Annotated in this window: 18 protein-coding genes; 9 read left to right on the forward strand and 9 right to left on the reverse strand. The window is 68.8% G+C overall.

Going from position 1 to position 15,926, the window contains the following annotated elements; translation table 11 throughout:
* Window positions 1–40: 40 nt before the first annotated feature.
* On the forward strand, window positions 41–1,201 hold the full coding sequence (locus tag ACIHAO_RS07540) for an epoxide hydrolase family protein (RefSeq protein ID WP_396555465.1): 1,161 nt from the start codon (window positions 41–43) through the stop codon (window positions 1,199–1,201).
* A 13-nt stretch (window positions 1,202–1,214) separates the two neighbouring features.
* Here the strand turns inward: ACIHAO_RS07540 and ACIHAO_RS07545 are convergent, their stop codons facing one another.
* On the reverse strand, window positions 1,215–2,111 hold the full coding sequence (locus tag ACIHAO_RS07545) for an alpha/beta fold hydrolase (protein WP_396555467.1): 897 nt from the start codon (window positions 2,109–2,111) through the stop codon (window positions 1,215–1,217).
* 76 nt (window positions 2,112–2,187) lie between these two features.
* Between ACIHAO_RS07545 and ACIHAO_RS07550 the strand changes: the two genes are divergently transcribed.
* Both ACIHAO_RS07550 and ACIHAO_RS07555 read left to right on the forward strand, forming a co-directional pair.
* The gene (locus tag ACIHAO_RS07550) at window positions 2,188–2,814 is read left to right on the forward strand and encodes a winged helix-turn-helix transcriptional regulator (RefSeq protein WP_396555469.1); all 627 of its coding nucleotides are present in this window, start codon (window positions 2,188–2,190) and stop codon (window positions 2,812–2,814) included.
* 24 nt (window positions 2,815–2,838) lie between these two features.
* Window positions 2,839–3,606 carry a class I SAM-dependent methyltransferase gene (locus ACIHAO_RS07555; RefSeq protein ID WP_396555471.1) on the forward strand — a complete coding sequence of 256 codons (768 nt, stop codon included), beginning with the start codon at window positions 2,839–2,841 and terminating at the stop codon, window positions 3,604–3,606.
* Between the two features lie 261 nt (window positions 3,607–3,867).
* Here the strand turns inward: ACIHAO_RS07555 and ACIHAO_RS07560 are convergent, their stop codons facing one another.
* The 3 genes from ACIHAO_RS07560 to ACIHAO_RS07570 all read right to left on the reverse strand — a co-directional run bounded on the left by ACIHAO_RS07560 (window position 3,868) and on the right by ACIHAO_RS07570 (window position 4,954).
* The gene (locus ACIHAO_RS07560) at window positions 3,868–4,302 is read right to left on the reverse strand and encodes a hypothetical protein (RefSeq protein WP_396555473.1); all 435 of its coding nucleotides are present in this window, start codon (window positions 4,300–4,302) and stop codon (window positions 3,868–3,870) included.
* Window positions 4,303–4,379: 77 nt separating this feature from the next.
* Entirely contained in the window at window positions 4,380–4,670 is a 291-nt protein-coding gene (locus ACIHAO_RS07565) for a hypothetical protein (RefSeq protein WP_396555475.1), read from the reverse strand.
* Window positions 4,671–4,687: 17 nt separating this feature from the next.
* Window positions 4,688–4,954 carry a hypothetical protein gene (locus ACIHAO_RS07570; RefSeq protein ID WP_125785575.1) on the reverse strand — a complete coding sequence of 89 codons (267 nt, stop codon included), beginning with the start codon at window positions 4,952–4,954 and terminating at the stop codon, window positions 4,688–4,690.
* Between the two features lie 143 nt (window positions 4,955–5,097).
* On the opposite strand from ACIHAO_RS07570, the gene ACIHAO_RS07575 reads away from it, so the two are divergent.
* From ACIHAO_RS07575 to ACIHAO_RS07585, 3 genes are read left to right on the forward strand one after another with little or no spacing between them, the layout of a single operon-like run.
* Window positions 5,098–5,532, forward strand: coding sequence for an XRE family transcriptional regulator (locus tag ACIHAO_RS07575; RefSeq protein ID WP_396555477.1), 435 nt, complete (start codon window positions 5,098–5,100; stop codon window positions 5,530–5,532).
* Window positions 5,533–5,534: 2 nt separating this feature from the next.
* Window positions 5,535–6,017: an ImmA/IrrE family metallo-endopeptidase gene (locus tag ACIHAO_RS07580; RefSeq protein ID WP_396555479.1), complete on the forward strand. Its 483-nt coding sequence runs from the start codon at window positions 5,535–5,537 to the stop codon at window positions 6,015–6,017.
* Window positions 6,014–7,102 (forward strand): MAB_1171c family putative transporter, encoded by a 1,089-nt coding sequence (locus tag ACIHAO_RS07585; RefSeq protein ID WP_396555481.1) that lies wholly within the window; start codon window positions 6,014–6,016, stop codon window positions 7,100–7,102. The genes ACIHAO_RS07580 and ACIHAO_RS07585 overlap by 4 nt, the downstream gene beginning before the upstream one ends.
* Window positions 7,103–7,111: 9 nt before the next feature.
* On the opposite strand, the gene ACIHAO_RS07590 is transcribed toward ACIHAO_RS07585, so the two are convergent.
* Window positions 7,112–7,789, reverse strand: coding sequence for a hypothetical protein (locus ACIHAO_RS07590; protein ID WP_396555483.1), 678 nt, complete (start codon window positions 7,787–7,789; stop codon window positions 7,112–7,114).
* Window positions 7,789–9,273, reverse strand: a complete 1,485-nt coding sequence (locus tag ACIHAO_RS07595) for a glycosyltransferase family 2 protein (protein ID WP_396555485.1) — start codon at window positions 9,271–9,273, stop codon at window positions 7,789–7,791. Before ACIHAO_RS07595 ends, ACIHAO_RS07590 begins: the two co-directional genes overlap by 1 nt.
* Window positions 9,274–9,701: 428 nt before the next feature.
* Here ACIHAO_RS07595 and wecB point away from each other — a divergent pair, with 428 nt between their 5' ends.
* Together wecB and ACIHAO_RS07605 are read left to right on the forward strand one after the other, a co-directional pair.
* Entirely contained in the window at window positions 9,702–10,922 is a 1,221-nt protein-coding gene (gene wecB / locus ACIHAO_RS07600; RefSeq protein WP_396555487.1) for a non-hydrolyzing UDP-N-acetylglucosamine 2-epimerase, read from the forward strand.
* Complete coding sequence (locus ACIHAO_RS07605; RefSeq protein ID WP_396555489.1) at window positions 10,919–12,640, forward strand: DUF2334 domain-containing protein; 1,722 nt, start codon at window positions 10,919–10,921, stop codon at window positions 12,638–12,640. Before wecB ends, ACIHAO_RS07605 begins: the two co-directional genes overlap by 4 nt.
* A 51-nt stretch (window positions 12,641–12,691) precedes the next feature.
* Here the strand turns inward: ACIHAO_RS07605 and ACIHAO_RS07610 are convergent, their stop codons facing one another.
* Window positions 12,692–13,174 (reverse strand): hypothetical protein, encoded by a 483-nt coding sequence (locus ACIHAO_RS07610; RefSeq protein ID WP_396555491.1) that lies wholly within the window; start codon window positions 13,172–13,174, stop codon window positions 12,692–12,694.
* A gap of 249 nt (window positions 13,175–13,423) precedes the next feature.
* On the opposite strand from ACIHAO_RS07610, the gene ACIHAO_RS07615 reads away from it, so the two are divergent.
* The gene (locus ACIHAO_RS07615) at window positions 13,424–14,308 is read left to right on the forward strand and encodes a hypothetical protein (protein ID WP_396555493.1); all 885 of its coding nucleotides are present in this window, start codon (window positions 13,424–13,426) and stop codon (window positions 14,306–14,308) included.
* 60 nt (window positions 14,309–14,368) lie between these two features.
* Here ACIHAO_RS07615 and ACIHAO_RS07620 read toward each other — a convergent pair whose 3' ends face one another.
* Both ACIHAO_RS07620 and ACIHAO_RS07625 read right to left on the reverse strand, forming a co-directional pair.
* Complete coding sequence (locus ACIHAO_RS07620) at window positions 14,369–15,454, reverse strand: SAVED domain-containing protein (RefSeq protein WP_396555495.1); 1,086 nt, start codon at window positions 15,452–15,454, stop codon at window positions 14,369–14,371.
* A 151-nt stretch (window positions 15,455–15,605) separates the two neighbouring features.
* A complete protein-coding gene (locus ACIHAO_RS07625) occupies window positions 15,606–15,836 on the reverse strand; it encodes a hypothetical protein (protein WP_396555497.1) in 231 nt (76 codons plus the stop codon).
* Between the last annotated feature and the right edge of the window lie 90 nt (window positions 15,837–15,926).

Genomic DNA, 15,926 nt, shown 5'->3' on the forward strand with positions numbered 1-15,926 from the left:
CGACTGGTCACCACGTCGGCACTACACGCGAGGAACTCCATTGAAACCCTTTCGCATCGAAATACCGCAATCGCAGCTGGACGATCTCGATCGTCGCCTCGACCAGACGCGCTGGCCGCGGGATCTTCCCGACGTCGGCTGGGATCGCGGCGTGCCGACCGCCTATCTCAAGGAGGTCGTCGACTACTGGCGGAACTCCTACGACTGGCGTGCGGCAGAGGCGGAACTGAACACGTTGCCGCAGTACGTCACCGAGATCGACGGCGCGAACATCCACTTCATCCACGTTCGTTCGCCCGAACCCGACGCGCTTCCGCTGCTGATAACGCACGGATGGCCCGGGTCGGTGGTCGAATTCCTCGACGTGGTGGGCCCGCTGACGAATCCGCGTGCGCACGGCGGCGATTCGCGCGACGCGTTCGATCTGGTGATTCCCGCGATGCCGGGATTCGGTTTCTCGGGTCCGCCCTCCGAACCCGGCTGGACGATCGAACGGATCGCTTCGGCGTGGGCGGTGCTGATGGAACGCCTCGGCTACGACCACTATGTGCCGCAAGGCGGGGATTTCGGCTCCGGGGTCTCCCTTTTCGTGGCGTTGAAGGATCCGGACCACGTGGCGGGTCTCCACCTGAACACCCTGGTCACGAAACCCAGTGGGAACCCGGACGATCTCGTCGGCCTGAGCGAGTCCGACCAGGCCCGGCTCGACCGGACCGCCCGTTTCGTGGACGTCCTCTCCGGTTCCATGAAGCTCCAGGCGACCCGGCCGAACACGATCGCGTACCCGCTGGTCGATTCCCCGGTCGGCCAGCTGGCCTGGATCATCGAGAAGTTCAAGGACTGGGCGGACGCGGAGACCAGGCCGGAGGACGCCGCGAGCCTCGACCGCATCCTGACCAACGTGATGTTCTACTGGCTGACCGGCACCGGCGGCTCTTCCGCGCAGCTGTACTACGAGATCGTCGACCAGCTGCCCATCGCCGCGACCACCGGGACGTATCCGCCGATTTCGGCGCCGCTCGGCGTCGCGGTGTTCCCGGAGGCACCGTTCATGTCCATCCGGAAGTTCGTGGATCGCGACTTCCCCAATGTGGTGCACTGGGCGGAGTACGACCGCGGCGGGAACTTCGCCGCACTGGAAGAGCCCGACCTGTTCGTCGGTGATCTGCGAGCTTTCCGGCGGGCTCTGGACGCCCAGTGAACCCGGTGTGAATTCAGTCCGTGCCGCGATGCGCCGTTGTCCAGCGGCGCATCGCGGCGACGAACTCCTCGGGCGCGTCGGATTCCACGTAGGTGCCGGCGCCCTCGACGATCACGGTCTCGTGGTCGGTGAAGGTGGCTTCCAGGCGTTCGCGTTCCTGGGGGCGGAAGGCGATGTCGGCGTCGCCCCACACGATCAGTGCCGGGAGGTGCGAGATGGCCGCGAGGCCGGCCTCGATCTCGGCGAAGAAGGCGCGACTGGCGCGGACCCGGCCCGGGAACACGGCGGAGGCCTGGCGTCGCCGGGGAGTGCCCAGCGCCCGGCGGTAATGGGTCATTTCGGCGGCGCTCGGCCTCCGGCGCCGGTGACCGGTGGGGATGAACGCGTTGACGAGGAGGTTGAGCCGCCGGACCAGGAAGCGGGCCGGAGGTCCGCCGAGGAGCCGGGAGAAGGCCTCGAAGTGGAAGACGCCGTTGACCGGCCAGGCCCAGGTGTTGGCGAGCACCAGCCGATCGAAGACGTCCGGCCGCCGCTGCACGGCGGCCAGGCCGATCAGGCCACCCCAGTCCTGGCCGACCAGAGTGGCGTTCTCGAGGCCGAGCGCGTCGACGAACGCGGTGACCACGTCCGCGTGTTCCTCGGGCCAGAACCGGTAGCCGGGTTTCGCGGTCGACAGCCCGAAGCCGGGGTAGTCGAGGGCGACGCAGCGGAACTCGCCGCGCAGCGCGCGGATCACGTCGCGCCAGAGGAACGACCATGTCGGGTTGCCGTGCAGGAAAAGCAGTGTGGGCCCGGATCCCTCGTCGACGTAGTGCACGGTGTGCCCGTCGATGTCGGCGAAACGGCTCTCGAACGGGAACAGGCTGTCGTCGACCCAGGCGGGTCGCACGCGCTCGGTGGTGTCGACCATGGCGGCCCCCTCAGGGTTTTCTCGGGTAGGCTTGAGCTTGTCACGCACACTTGAGAAAAACAAGCGGGAGCTACGAATGCGCGGCTACGGCCAGTACTGCGGACTCGCCCGGTCGCTGGAGGTCGTCGGAGATCGGTGGAATCTGCTCATCGTCCGCCAGCTCCTCCTCGGCCCCGCCCGCTACCGGGAACTGATCGACGGCCTTTTCGGCATCGCGACCAACCTCCTCGCGGATCGGCTCCGCGACCTCGAAGCGTCAGGCGTGGTCGAGCGGCGGCTGGCAGGCTCGGGCAGCGTCGTTGAGTACGCCCTCACGCCGTGGGGTGCCGAGCTGCGCGAACCGATCGAGAGCCTGATCCGCTGGTCCGCCCCGTTGATGGTCCGCGGCCCCGGCGACGACGCCTTCCGCCCGGAGTGGCTCGCCCTCGCCGTCCCCGCCCTGCTCGGTTCCCGGGTCAAGGTCCGCGTCTCGGCGACGGTCGGCCTCGAGATCGGCGGCTCGACTTTCCAGCTCCGCGCGACCCGCGCCGGCTTCGAAATCGGCCCGCACGACGGCCGCGAACTCGACGCCACCGTCCGCGCCGAACCCGCTTGCGTCCTCGGCCTTTCCGCCGGCGCTCTCACGCTCGCCGACGCGCGCGGTCTCGGGCTGGTCGAGATCGATGGCGACGAGTCCGTGGTGCGCACCGTCTTCGCCGCCTGACCGCACGGTCGATACGGTTGCCGGATGAGCGAAACGCTGGACGAGACCGTCGCGCGGATCATGGCGGGCGTGAGCACGAAGATCGCCGACGGCGACAGCATGTTCGCGAGCAACAACATCGAGCACTACCTGAGCGTGTCCAAGGACGCGTTGCGTGCGGTGCTCGCCGCGCTTCAGGTCACCGGACGGCCGGAACCCCGGCGGCTCTTGGATTTCGGATGCGGTTACGGGCGGGTGATGCGGTCCTTGCGTGCCGCTTTCCCGGCGGCCGAGCTGATCGCGTGCGACATGGACCCGGCGGCGCTGGCCGGCTGCGCCGAGGCGTTCGGCGCGCGGGCGGTGCCCGGTGCGCCGGATGTGGACGACATCGAGCAGGTCACCGAGGTGGATCTGCTGTGGTGCGGTTCGGTGCTGACCCATCTCGATGCCCCGAACTGGGGCCCGCTGCTGCGCTACTTCTCACGCGCGCTGGCTCCCGGCGGGGTCGCGGTGGTCACCACGCATGGCCGCCGGATGGCGATGCGGGCCGAAGCGGGCAAGGACTACGGGCTGGACGCGCGTGCCACCGACCGCATGCTCGCCGCGTACAAGGCCTGCGGTTTCGGCTACAACGACTACGCGGGCAACGACGGGTACGGCATTTCGCTCAGCTCGCCCGGCTGGGCGGTGCAGCGTGCGCTGGAGACGCCCGGCCTGCGCCTCGCCGGGTACGACGAGGCCGCGTGGGATCTCCACCAGGACGTGATGGTGCTGGTCAAGGACGCCGACGCGAAACTGAAGGCGGACCTCTAGGCCGTGTCCTGTGAGGATCGCAACGTCGGGTGCAGGGCGGTGGCGGAGAGGGGGCCTTCGCTACGCCGGTGCTGTCGCTGAAACTCATGGTCGAGGTACGTCGCGAAAGCCACTTTCGCGACGCCAGGCGTCGCGAAAGTGGCTTTCGCGACACGGTCGCCTCACGGCCGCGAGCGAATCCCCGATGTCCGGTTCGAATCAGCGAGAGCGACACGGCCCAGCGGATATGCGACTTTCCGGGACCCTGCTGCAGGACGCGACCTAGCCGCGCTTCAGGATGACGAGGAACTGGCCGCCGCCGGGCTCGACACCCGCGGTCACCGGCACTCCGGGTAGCAGCCGGGAAAACCGGTCGACCAGCCAATCCGCCGCCTCCCGGGCGTCCTGTTCGGTCGGGCTGCGGGCCACCAGTTCGCGGCCGCCCTTGCGTTCCAGCCGTCCGGCGACGGTGATCAGCGGCGCGGGTTCGACCACGTGCAGGCGATCCGGCCAGGCGATGACCACCTTGACCGCGCCCTTGCGGGTGTTGCAGCCGCGGTGCGCGAGCCGCTCGGTGACCTTGGCCTTCCGGTCGGCGGTCCGGCTGTCGACACTGGGGCCCCGCGGGTCGTTCACCGACATCCCCGGGTCGACCGGTTCGTCGCAGACCCAGCATCGCCAGCCGTCGCGTTCGGCCACGTCGTCGAGAAGACTCATCCGGTCAAACTAGCTTGGATTCCGTGAAGGCCTCCTTGAGGGACCCAGGGTCCCTCAAGGAGGCCTTCACGGACCGCCTACTTCGTGCAGTGGATCCCGGCTTCACCCCGGTACATCACGAAGCTGATCTTCACCGAGTACAGGTGGATGGTCACGCACTGATCGGGCGTGTACCCGTACATGGAGGCTTCGTTGTAGGCCTGCTGCAACGCCGTCCGCTTCGCCGACGCCGAGGTCTTCTCGACGGTCGTCCCGAGGAACGCGCGGGTCTCCTGCACGGTCGTCGCGGCACTCGCCACCGTCGGCGCGAGTGTCATGAGTCCGGCGAGGACCGCGGCCCCCGTGGCGCGGGCAATCGTTTTGTTCATGGTTTCCCCTCCTGATGTCAGCGCTGGCAGTAGAGCCAGACGGTCGCGCTGTAGTAACTCGTGTGTGACCGGACGTCGGAAGCGCGGACGTAGCACTGCGAGTCCAGCCAGCCCGTGTTGCGGGCGAAGGTGCGGGCGACCTTCTCCGCCGAGGTGATGGCCGCCCCTGGGCCGGGGCCGATGCCGCTGGCGTGGAACTCTCCGGTCTCCACGGCCAGCGCCGGCGGCGCCGACAGGGTCACCGCGGCCACCGCCAGTGCCGCCGCGGTCAGCAACTTCTTCATGGGAACTCCCCCTCCGGTTCGTCAGCCAGAATCGACCGACTCCCCATGGTCATTCATCTCAGCTAACGTGGAAACCGTAGGGGAGAATCTTCACGGTTGTCAACTCACATGAATGCTCAACCGGGAGTCATTCATTTCAGCTTATGGAGGTGACGGTGACCGAACCACGGGCGACGACGCTCACCGACCGGATCGACCGCCTCTTCCAGGTGGTCCGGCGGCCCAACGGGGAGCAGTACAGCCACGAGGAGGTGGCGAGAGCCTGCCGGGAGAACACCGGCGAGTCGTTTTCCGCCGCCTACCTCTGGCAGCTGCGGACGGGCCGCCGGGACAACCCGACCAAGCGGCATCTGGAGGCGCTCGCGGCGTTCTTCCAGGTTCCGCCCGCCTACTTCTTCGACGACGAACAGGGGAGGGCGCTTGCCGAAGAGGTCGAGTTGCTGGGAGCGTTGCGCAACAGCGCGGTGCGCAACCTGGCGTTGCGTGCGGTGACGCTGTCCGAGGAGGGGCTCGGAACCGTGACCGACATCGTCGAGGCGATCAAGCGGCGCGAATCCAAGCGTGACCAGGGGGAGTAGCCATGCTGGGCAGGAAGAGCGCGCTCTGGCGCAGATGTGAGCGCATCGCGGCCGCCGTGCGGCTACCGGATCCGTTCGAGGTCACCACGTTGTTCGGCGAGGTCGCGGCGATGCGGGGGCGGCCCATCGAACTGGTGCCGCTCGAGGCGCGGCCGGGGGCGCCGTGCGGGGTGCTCGCGGCGACCGATCGGGCCGACTACGTCTTCTACACGCGGGACACGTCTCCGTTGCACCAGCGGCACATCCTGCTGCACGAACTCGGTCATCTGCTGTGCGGGCACGTCGAAGGCGAGGTGCGGCCGGAGACGATCGCCGCGATGGTCGCGCCCTCGCTTTCGGTGGACCTGGTCCGCCGGGTCCTCGGCCGCACGACGTACGCGCACGAGCAGGAGAAGGAGGCCGAACTCGTCGCGTCGTTGCTCATGCGCCGCGCCGTGGGCACCGGGCCGGGCTCCGACCGGCTGCGCCACGCCCTCGGTTCATGATCAGTTATCTGTCCGCCGCGCTGCTGGCGTCGATCGGCTTCACCCGGCTGGTGGCGGTCCGCGCCGGGCCGGTGCATCTGGCCACGTTCTTCCTCAGCATGGCGGCGGGCCTAGCCCTCTCCGCCGAAGCCACGGTCCGGTTCCTCGGCGACGACCTGCTCCCGCGGCTGGTCACCAACGCGCTGCAACTGCTCGCGATGCGTGCGCTGGTCCAGGTGGTCCGCAGTACCCGGTCCCCGGAGAAGCCGACGCCGTTCTGGCCCATCGTGCTGTGCTGGGCGCTGATGATCCTGTGCTACCTGGACATCCTCCCGCATCGGCTCGAGCTGGGCACGCCCGCGTTCCAATGGCGGTTCAGCGTCGTCGCCTACCAGGTGGTCCTCACGACGTACGGGGTCACCTGCCTGGTGATGTTCACCCGGACGCTGGTCCGCAGTGCCGCGGACCGTCCACAAGGGACCTTCCGGACCGGCCTGCGGATCCTCGTCTGCGCCGCCGTCGCGACCATCGCGTGGGTGCTGTTCTCCGGGCTTCCCACGCTGTGGCTGGAGATCACCGACCTCTCGGACCTCGATTTCATGCCACGCGCCCGCCTTGTCGGACTTCTCGCGATGGTGCTGTGGGGCCTCGGCGGACTGTTCACCACCTGGGACGGCGCGCTCCGGCTGATCCGCTCGTGGCAGGGGATCCGGGCGGTGACCCCGCTGTGGAAGGAACTCGTCGCCGCGCATCCGCAGATCGCCTTGCCGGTACGCCACGACCTCGAATTCAAGCTGTACCGCAGGGTGATCGAGATCCGTGACGGTCTACTGGCGTTGCGGGCCCACGTTCCGCCGCACCTCGGGGACTGGCTGCGCGCCCCGGTCGACGAACCCACGCGCGCCGCCGCCGAACTCGCGGCGGCGCTGGTGATGCGCGAGGCAGGCCGAAGCTGGCCGCATCCGTCGTCCGGGCAGGATGAAGCGCACCCCAGCCTGCGGGACGAAAGCGCCTGGCTGAGCGCCGTGTCGTCGGCGTTCACGCGATCCCTTGTCGTGCGGGAGGTGCGGCGACGCGCGATGGCGGAGGCCGCACGCCTCTCCTGACGGGCGTCGTCACGGAGTGGGCTTGCCGAGCTCCAGCGTGGCGTTGTGCAGCGACGAGTACAGCGGGTCGGAAGTGAAGTCCGGCCCGGTTTCCTCGCCGAGGTAGACGTCGATGTGCCGGTCTCCGCCGAGTCCGGGAGTGAATTCGTCCATGATCCGCCAGGAGGCGGAACGCAGCCTGTCGCAGACTCCCGCGTCGATCGCCGTGCCGTCCTCCGCGGTGCCGCAGCCGGTGATCCGCAGTTCCCGGCCGTCGCCGAGGACGGCCGGATCCGCGGCGGCGGAGACGAACGGCTCCAGCGGGCGGCCGTGGCTGTCGCGGGGTGCGTTGTCCAGCCAGAAACCGGTGTCGTGGGACCAGTTCAGGTAGCGGCCGGCGTGACGGCCGCTGACGATCCGGCCGGTTCCTTCGTCCTCGACGGCCTTCACGAAGTCTTCCGGGTAGCTGCCGAGAGGATCGTCGCCGCGTTCGCAGTCGAGCACCAGACAGCCGGTGACCGGCACCGGGTCTTCGTCGTGGTGCGACTCGACGGCGGTGTAGTACACGGTCACGTACCAGCCGGTGGACGCCTCCGTCCCGGAGTCGCCGCGGTCGATGGTGGAGGCCGCGGCGAGGGCCAGCCCGGCGGCCGCCAGGACGAGAACGAGCTTGTTCCGTTTCGGGCGGCGCCGGTGCTGGCCTGCCATCACACCCGCTCCAGTCGTTGCGTCGGTTCGGTTTCGGCCAGCGGGTGCGGAACCGGCCGGGTCCGCTCGGCGGCGGCGAGGACCTCGGCGGGAATCGGCTGGGTGACACTGGGATCGACCGTCACCGATGGGGCGGCCGGGCGCGGTGGCGGGAGCGGCGCGGGTGCGGGCATGGGGACCGGCGTCGGCGGCGCGGGCCTGCCGTCTTCGGACAGCCGTTCGGTCTTGGCCCAGCCGTTGCGTCCGGACAGCAGCCGGAACAGCGCCCGCCACGTCGCGATGATGCCCAGCGCCAGGAACCACGGGTAGAGCAGCCCGGCGAACAGGCAGCGGAAGATGTTCTCGTCGCGGAGCCGGACCCAGTAGACCAGTCCCCAGAGCAGACTCGGCAGCATGGCCAGCCCGACCAGCATCGCGGCCGACGTCGGCAGAGTGTCCACTGTGGCCACCAGCCCGCCGAGCGTGCTCCCGGTCGCCAGTGCCACGGCGGACGCCGCCACCAGTCCGACCAGCAGCAGCGACATGGGCACGGTCAGCCAAGGCGAGAGCAGGTAGATCAGGAAATCGGTAAGGCCGGCGCCGCTGACGAACCTCGACGTGGTCAGCCCGCGAAGGTGCCGGAAGCACTGCAGGTTTCCTTGCGCCCACCGGGTTCGCTGGCGCAGCAAGCGTTTCACGTCGGTCAGCCCCTGCTGGGTGACCCACGCGGATTTCGTGTAGCGCACGCGGATCCCGTCCAGGTGCAGGCGCAGGCCGAGTTCCAGGTCCTCGACCAGGCAGTCGGACCACGGGCCGGGGTGGAACCGCGCGAGGACGGACAGCCGGGTGAACTGGCCGTTGCCGCCCAACCCGACGCTGCCGACCAGATCGCGCAGGGACTGCGAGGAGTCCGCGATGGCACCGAATTCCAGATCCTGGAGCAGCGCCAGCGTTTTGTGCCGGTTGTGGATGCGCACCCGGCATTGCACGGCACCGACCGACTTCTCCGCCATCAGTTCGGCGATCTCGTCGAGCATCCCTTCGCTGCAGCGGCCGTCGCCGTCCACGATCCCGACGATCGTCTGCTCGATCGTGCCTTCCCGGCCGGCGATGTCGAGGATGTAGCGGTACGCGGTGTTCAGGCCCTCGCCCTTGCCTTGGCGGGCCATCGGCAACTCACGGCGCAGGACGTGCAGCCGCGGATCCCGGATGCCGGCGAGGATGTGCGGCGTCGCGTCGTCGGAGGCGTCGTCCACGACGACGACCCGGACCGGCGTGTACCGGGTTCCGGTGGCCAGCGCGTTGCGCACCGTGTTCGCGATGACGCGTTCTTCGTTCAGCGCCGGGATGACGATCCAGAACGGCACCGGATCCGGTGTCCGGCGCACACTGCGTGGTCGTTGCGGGGATCGCCAGGCGAACACCGCCAGTACGAGGTTCTGCAACGGCCACCAGATCAGCACGCCGACCATGACGGTGGCGATGACGGACAGACTGGTCTCCATTTCGCTACTGCCCCCTTTCCCGTTCCGGCGCGATTCGGATGAGAATCGACCGGGTGGCGAAAAGCAACAGAACGAATGCGGCGAGTGACAAGGGCAGCCAGACGCCGGCCCCCGCGGCGATCCCCATGGTCGCCGTCGCGCCGACGGACGGCCCGATCCGGACAACAGACATTTCTCCCCCAAGATTCAGCGTGCTCAATTCCTTGTGTGTGAAGGATTGTGCGTGATGCGTCGGACCCCCCGGCCGATCCCGCATCCGTGGACTACGACGTGACGAATCGCGCTCCGGTTCCCTCGATCGGGTGAGGAAAGTCGGCGGGAACCGGACAGAACCACTCTGCGTCGCATCGGTCACAGCGCCCCGCACAAATGATCACGCGAAGTGCGCGAATCGCTGAAAAGAATGTTCGAACCTTAGGGGAGTAATGGTGTGGAATCGACAGGAAAGCGAAGCGGCCCGGCCTCGGGTCTGGCTGGTGATGGGGACCCGGCCGGAGGCGATCAAACTGGCGCCGGTCGCCGGGGCGATCGCCGCGGCCGGCCGGATGGAGCCCTACCTGGTCGCCACCGGACAGCATCCGACGATGGCCGGGCAAGCACTGGAGACGTTCGGCGTCCGCGCGGACGCCACGTTGCCGCTGCACCGCCGCGACGGCGGCCAGCCCGAACTGCTCGGCCAGATGCTGAGCGGTCTGGACGCGCTGGCCGATCGTGAACCGCCCGCGGTGGTGGTGGTCCAGGGGGACACCACGACCACACTGGCGGGCACGCTCGCCGCGTTCTGGCGGCGGGTGCCGGTGGTGCATCTGGAGGCGGGCCTGCGCTCGTTCGATCTGGCCGCGCCCTTCCCGGAAGAGCTGAACCGGCGGCTGGTCACCCAAGCAGCTTCTCTGCATCTGCCACCGACCTCGGCGGCGGCCGCGAACCTGCTTCGCGAGCAGGTTCCCGCCGAGCGCATCGTGGTCACCGGCAACACTTCGGTGGACGCGATCCGCGCGATCGCCGACCGCGGGGCGGTGGCGTACCAGGACGAGCGGGTCGCCGTGGCCGTCGAGGCGGCCACCCGCGGTGAGCGGCTGGTGCTGGTCACCGCGCACCGCCGCGAATCCTGGGGTGAACCGCTGCGTCAGGTGCTGCGCGCGGTCACCGAACTGGTCGCCCGGCACGCGGACGTACACGTGGTCCTGCCCGCGCATCCGAACCCGGCCGTCCGCGAGCTGGTCGACGACGAACTGGGCGGCCTGCCTCGCGTGGTGGTCACCGAGCCGCTGCGCTACGAGGAATTGGCCGGTGTGCTCGCGGCCGCCACGCTGGTCTTGTCCGACTCCGGCGGGATCCAGGAGGAGGCACCCACCTTCGGCGTGCCGGTGCTGGTGTTGCGCGAGGTCACCGAACGGATGGAAGCGGTGCACGCGGGCTGTGCCCGGTTGGTCGGCACCGATCGCGAGCTGATCGTGCGGACGGCGTCGGAACTGCTGACCGACCGGCGGGCCCGGGCGGCCATGATGACCAACGGCAACCCGTTCGGCGACGGAAGGGCCGCGTCGCGCACCGAGCGCGCGCTGGCCAGGCTGCTCGGCCTGAGCGCCGAACCGGTCGAGGAGTTCGACGCGGATTCGCGTGTGGTGGCGGGGGGCGTGCTGGTATGACCCGCAAGGAAAACCGGCGCCGGCGCACACCCGCCGGACTGCGCTTCGCGGCGCTGGCCGTCGTCGTCGCGACCGGCTTGGTGATGCTGGTCGTCTACACGCGCCCGGCGAGCGCGATACTCGCCTCGCCCGCGGCGGCCCCGGTCTCCCTCGGCGACCGGCTGGAGATGACCAGCGAGGTCGGCAGCCCAGGCCCCGGCGGGAACCGCGCGCACCGGACGCTGGTGGTCTACGACGCCGGTGAGCGGGACGCGCCGAACCCGCCCGCCGGCGCGGACGAGGCCGGAATGGCCGAGGCGCACGCGATGCAGACCGCGAACCTGGTCTCGCGGGCGGGCGCCTGGACGATGCGTGCCGCGGCCGACTACCGCGCGGGCGAGATCGGTGGATACCAGGCGCTGGTCTACGTCGGTTCGATCAGCGAAGCCGCGCTACCGGCCGTGTTGCTCGCCGACGTGGCGGCCGCGAAGGTGCCGGTCGTCTGGATGGGCGAGAACATCCATCGCCTGGCCGAACACGACCCGGGCAGCACCGCGCGCTGGGGCTGGACGCCGGTCGGCCGCACACCGACCTCGCCGACCGAGGTCCGCTACAAGAACGTGTCGCTCGAGCGCAACCCCGAGATCGGCTCGATTCCGTTGGTACGGCGGGATAACCCCGCGGTCAACGAAGTGCTCGCGGACAGCGTCACGGCCGGTGAGCGCACGCCGTGGGCGGTGCGCTCGGGAACCTTCACCTACCTCGCGGAGGCGCCGTTCTCCTACGTCAACGAGGGAGACCGATATCTCGCCGCCGCCGACATCCTGCTCGGCACGCTCGCTCCGAAAACCGTGGAGCGGCACCGGGCGCTGGTGCGGATCGAGGACATCGGCCCGCGCACCGACGCCGGCCAGATCCGCCGGATCGCCGATCTGCTGGGCGGGCAAGGGATTCCGTTCTCGCTCGCGGTCTATCCGTACTACGCGGACCCGCACGGTGTGGCCAACGGCGGCAGGCCGACCTTCGCCCGGCTCGTCGACAGCCCGGCACTGGTGGACGCGCTGCACTACGCGATCCGGCGCGGCGCGACGATGATCATGCACGGTTACAGCCACCAGTTCGAGGAGATGGCGAACCCTTACGGCGGGGCGAGCTCCGCGGACTACGAGTTCTACACGGCGATCGTGGACAAGAACAACCACGTCGTCGAGACCGGCCCGGTCCCCGGCGATTCCGCGGAATGGTTCCGCGGGCGGATCGCCACCGGGCTCGGCGAGTTCCGCCGGGTCGGGCTGCCCGAACCGGAAGTGTTCGAGTTCCCGCATTACGGCGGCTCGGCGGTGGACTACAAGGAAGTCAGCTCCCACTTCGCGGCGCGCTACGACCAGGGCAGCTACTTCGCGGGATACTGCCCGCGCGGCGCCTGCGGCTCCACCTCGACGGTGTCCTACCAGACCAAATACGGTCAGTACTTCCCTTACCCGGTGCGGGATGTCTACGGCGCGGTGGTGATACCCGAGAACCTCGACCACGTCGCGCCGGAACCGTTCAACCAGCATCCGGCCCGGCTGCCCGCGGACCTGCTCGCCGACGGCGCGAAGTCCAAGGTGGTCCGCGACAACGTGGCCAGCTTCTTCTTCCACCCGTTCCTGCCCTTGGAACACCTGAACACGGTCGTCCTCGGCCTGCGGGCGCAAGGATACGAATTCAGCACCGCCAGTGAGGTCGCCCGCGGCTGAGCACCCGCGGCCGGCACCCGGAAAGGTGCCGGCCGCGGTCGCCGTCTGATCTCAACGCCGGTAGTGGACCTCGCCGCGCAGCGCCGGTGCGGTGGGGTCCGCACAGCGCTGCTCGAACGTGGCGTCGAGGGCGGTGAGTCCCGCGGCGCCGCGTTCGATGCGGCTGATCGTGAACGTCGAGTAGTCGTCCGAGCAGCCCAAACCGGTGGCGATGGCGAGGATGTGGGCTCCCGCCGCGTGGTCGTACGAGCCGACCTGGAGCGCGCCGGACGGGGCGTTGAAGTCGAGCCTGAAGTGGTAGAAACCGTTGTCGGCGTCGGCGTCCACGCGCAGGACGTCGCCGACCTCGCGGATCATCACCTCGTGCTCGGGCGAGTCGACCCAGTGGCCGCTCTTCCCGTCGACCGGGAAAGCACCCTGTTCGGCGGCGAAGTCGATGCTCGCGATCGGCTCGCCGGCCGCCGCGGCGGGTGCGAACGCGCCGATCAGACCCGCGGCGACGGCGAACGTGGTGAAGGCATGACGGAGCTTCATGATTCTCCTCGGTGTACGCCGCCCCCAGTGAGCGGACCTCACCGATCTTGCCCAGATTTCCGTCGCTCCGCACGAGTAGTACTACTCAGCCGGTCTCGACTGTCCTATGTGGAGTGTCGCGAAAGTCTCAAGAAACCCGCGCGTGTACAGGATTTTGAAGAGCTTCGGGCGCCATTGCCGGGTGGCCGGTGATGTGCCAGCATCGTCGGTATGACGGTCGGCGATGTCAGAATGGCCACTTTTGTCTTCTTGCGAGATCGGATCGCCGGGCTGCTGGCGCCCACTGGCTGCGGTTTCGACATCTACCCGCACGGATCCTTCGTGAAGGGGACTCAAGTCGATCCGTACGGCGACGTCGACATCGTGGTCGAACTTTGTCACCCGGTCGTGCCCGAGTGGCGAGGTGGCTTCGAACCGGCCCCCGGTACGCGGTTCGGCAAACGGGTGAAAGGCCGGGCACCCACGCCGGAATTCCTGTGGTTCAAGGAAACCGTGGCACGAGCGCTGAGCTACGACTTCGACACGATGTCGCCGGGCCTGGCGACCATGGTGGCGTGGGGCAAGGTCCAGCGGGTACTCAAGGTGGCGCCGGTCTTCCCCGGCCACGTCAACGCCGATCTGCTGGTCTGCCAACGGTTCCTGGAGACGCCGCCCATCTCCGTGAACACGGCGGACCAGGGGGTCATTTTCTGGGACGGCCACGGTGAACTCCAGGTCAGCCATCCGCGGAAGTACATCGCGAAAGTCAAGGAAAAGGACATGCGTACCGACGGCATGTTCACGCAATTCGTGCGGCATCTGAAAGCGAACCACGTCGGCATGAAGCATCAGGGCGCCGGGAGCAGGCGTTCGTCCATTCCGGGGCAGAAGGTCCCCATGGACTCGTCACTGGGCGTGTCCTCGGCGACGCTGGAAATGCTGGCGTACGGGGTTCCCAACGATCACTACTCCCGAAGCCTGAACGCGACGCGGAAGAAGGTGCGAGCCTACCTTCGCACTGTCGCCGAGACCGAACGCTCGCGTGAGTCCTTCGTGCCGTGGGATCTCGTCAACGACACGACCTATCCGCAGTGGATCGAGTTCATGCACGGAGGATTCAGGATGCTGCTCTCGAACGAGAAAATATGGTCCTGACGGCCAGGCCCAAGGGGCCTTCACGCGCAAAACCCGGCATCACGCAAGAAACGCCGCAGGTCACGCAGTAGGTGCCGAAGGGGGAAACGGCTCGTAGGAGCCGCTGGTCGCGTCGAAGGTGAACGCCGTCCACCGCCCGTGTTCGGGCGAGGCCAGCCGGGCACCGAGGGCGACCGCGATCGCGACCGGCCCGCTGAGGAAGATCGCGTGCCCGCCGGTCCGGGCGCCTGCGGTCAGCGGCGCTTCCCGCCAGGCGCGGCAGATCTGCTCCACCGCCCCGGTGAAGGTGGCGGTGTCCTCGGTCAGCAGCGGTGACCCGGTCCGGATCCGCAGGAGGTAGCCGAAACCATGGCGACGGCAGGATGCCATCACCTGGTCGAAGAACTGGTCGCCGCGGCCCTGCAGATCCACCGCGAGGGCGACCTTGTCCGGGTCACCACCGTCGACGGCCTCCAGCCGGTCGACGTCCAGCGGTTCGACGTCGGAGTCGATCGCGCGCAAGGAGGTCGCGGGGAAGTACGCCGGCGCGCCGTCAGCCTGCCGGATGGCGTGCACCACCACCTCGCGGGCGTGGGTGTAACCCAGCCGGGCGCCGAACCAGAACGCGACGTGCAGCGGCATGGTGGGGATCAGGTTGATCCGGACGGCGTCGGGGGTCAGGCGTTCGGCCATCGTGGTGGCGGACAACGTCTCGTCGGCGAGGGCATCGACCAGTTCACGGTCCCAGGCGCCGTCGCCGGGCAACTCGATGCCGGTCTTCAGCGTGATCGTGCAGGTGCGCTGGCTGAACTTCTCCGCCTGCTGCTCCAGTTGCCGGGCGCGGGCCCGCCCGCGCCTGCCGTCCGACGCGGTGACCACGATGCCGACCCGCACCCGACGGCGGAGACGGCTTCTCGCCCACAGGCCGAGCGCGACCAGGGCGAGCCCGGTGGCGAAGGCCAGCACGAACCACCACCGCCCGGCCGGCTCGCCCGCCAGGAACGACTTCGCGGCCTCGACGCCGAATCCGCCCGCCGCCATCCCGCCGACCGTGAGCGGGGCCGTGCCATCGGTGACGGCCGCCCACCGTCCCGCGGAGCCGCCGGAAGTGTCACCGGAGCCGACGACCGTCAGCCGGGGCGAGACCGGCCGTCCTGAATCTGTCACCACAACCATCCGTTCGGGGCCTGTGTTCGTGGTGTGCTCGAACCAGCGGATCGGACCACTCTATTCGGCAGGCCGGCGGACTCGCCGTCGTGGTCGAGGACGGGCGACCCGGTCCTCCCACGCGATCACGCGGGAGGACCGGACTGTCCGGCTACGGCTTGATGTAGAGGTCCCACGACCAGGCCGACGCGGAACAGAAGTAGGCCGACCACCGGCCGTCCTGCCGGCCGAAGTAGCCGTTGATCCGGCAGTCGCCCTCTGTCGACCAGCTGGACTCGTAGTAGTACCTCGGGTCGACGCCCGCGCTGGCAGGTTGCGCGAACGCGATCATCGACGCCAGCGCGCCCACGACGGCAGCGGTGGCCGCGATCTTCTTCTTCACTTGTGTAACCCCAGTTCTGTCTTGTGACACGTGCGCGAACAAATAATCATGAAACGGGCTCGCTTGTCCGCGGAACGGGCACACTGAACA

The sequence above is a fragment of the Amycolatopsis sp. NPDC052450 genome, assembly GCF_044547565.1.
In the GTDB taxonomy this organism is placed as follows: domain Bacteria; phylum Actinomycetota; class Actinomycetes; order Mycobacteriales; family Pseudonocardiaceae; genus Amycolatopsis.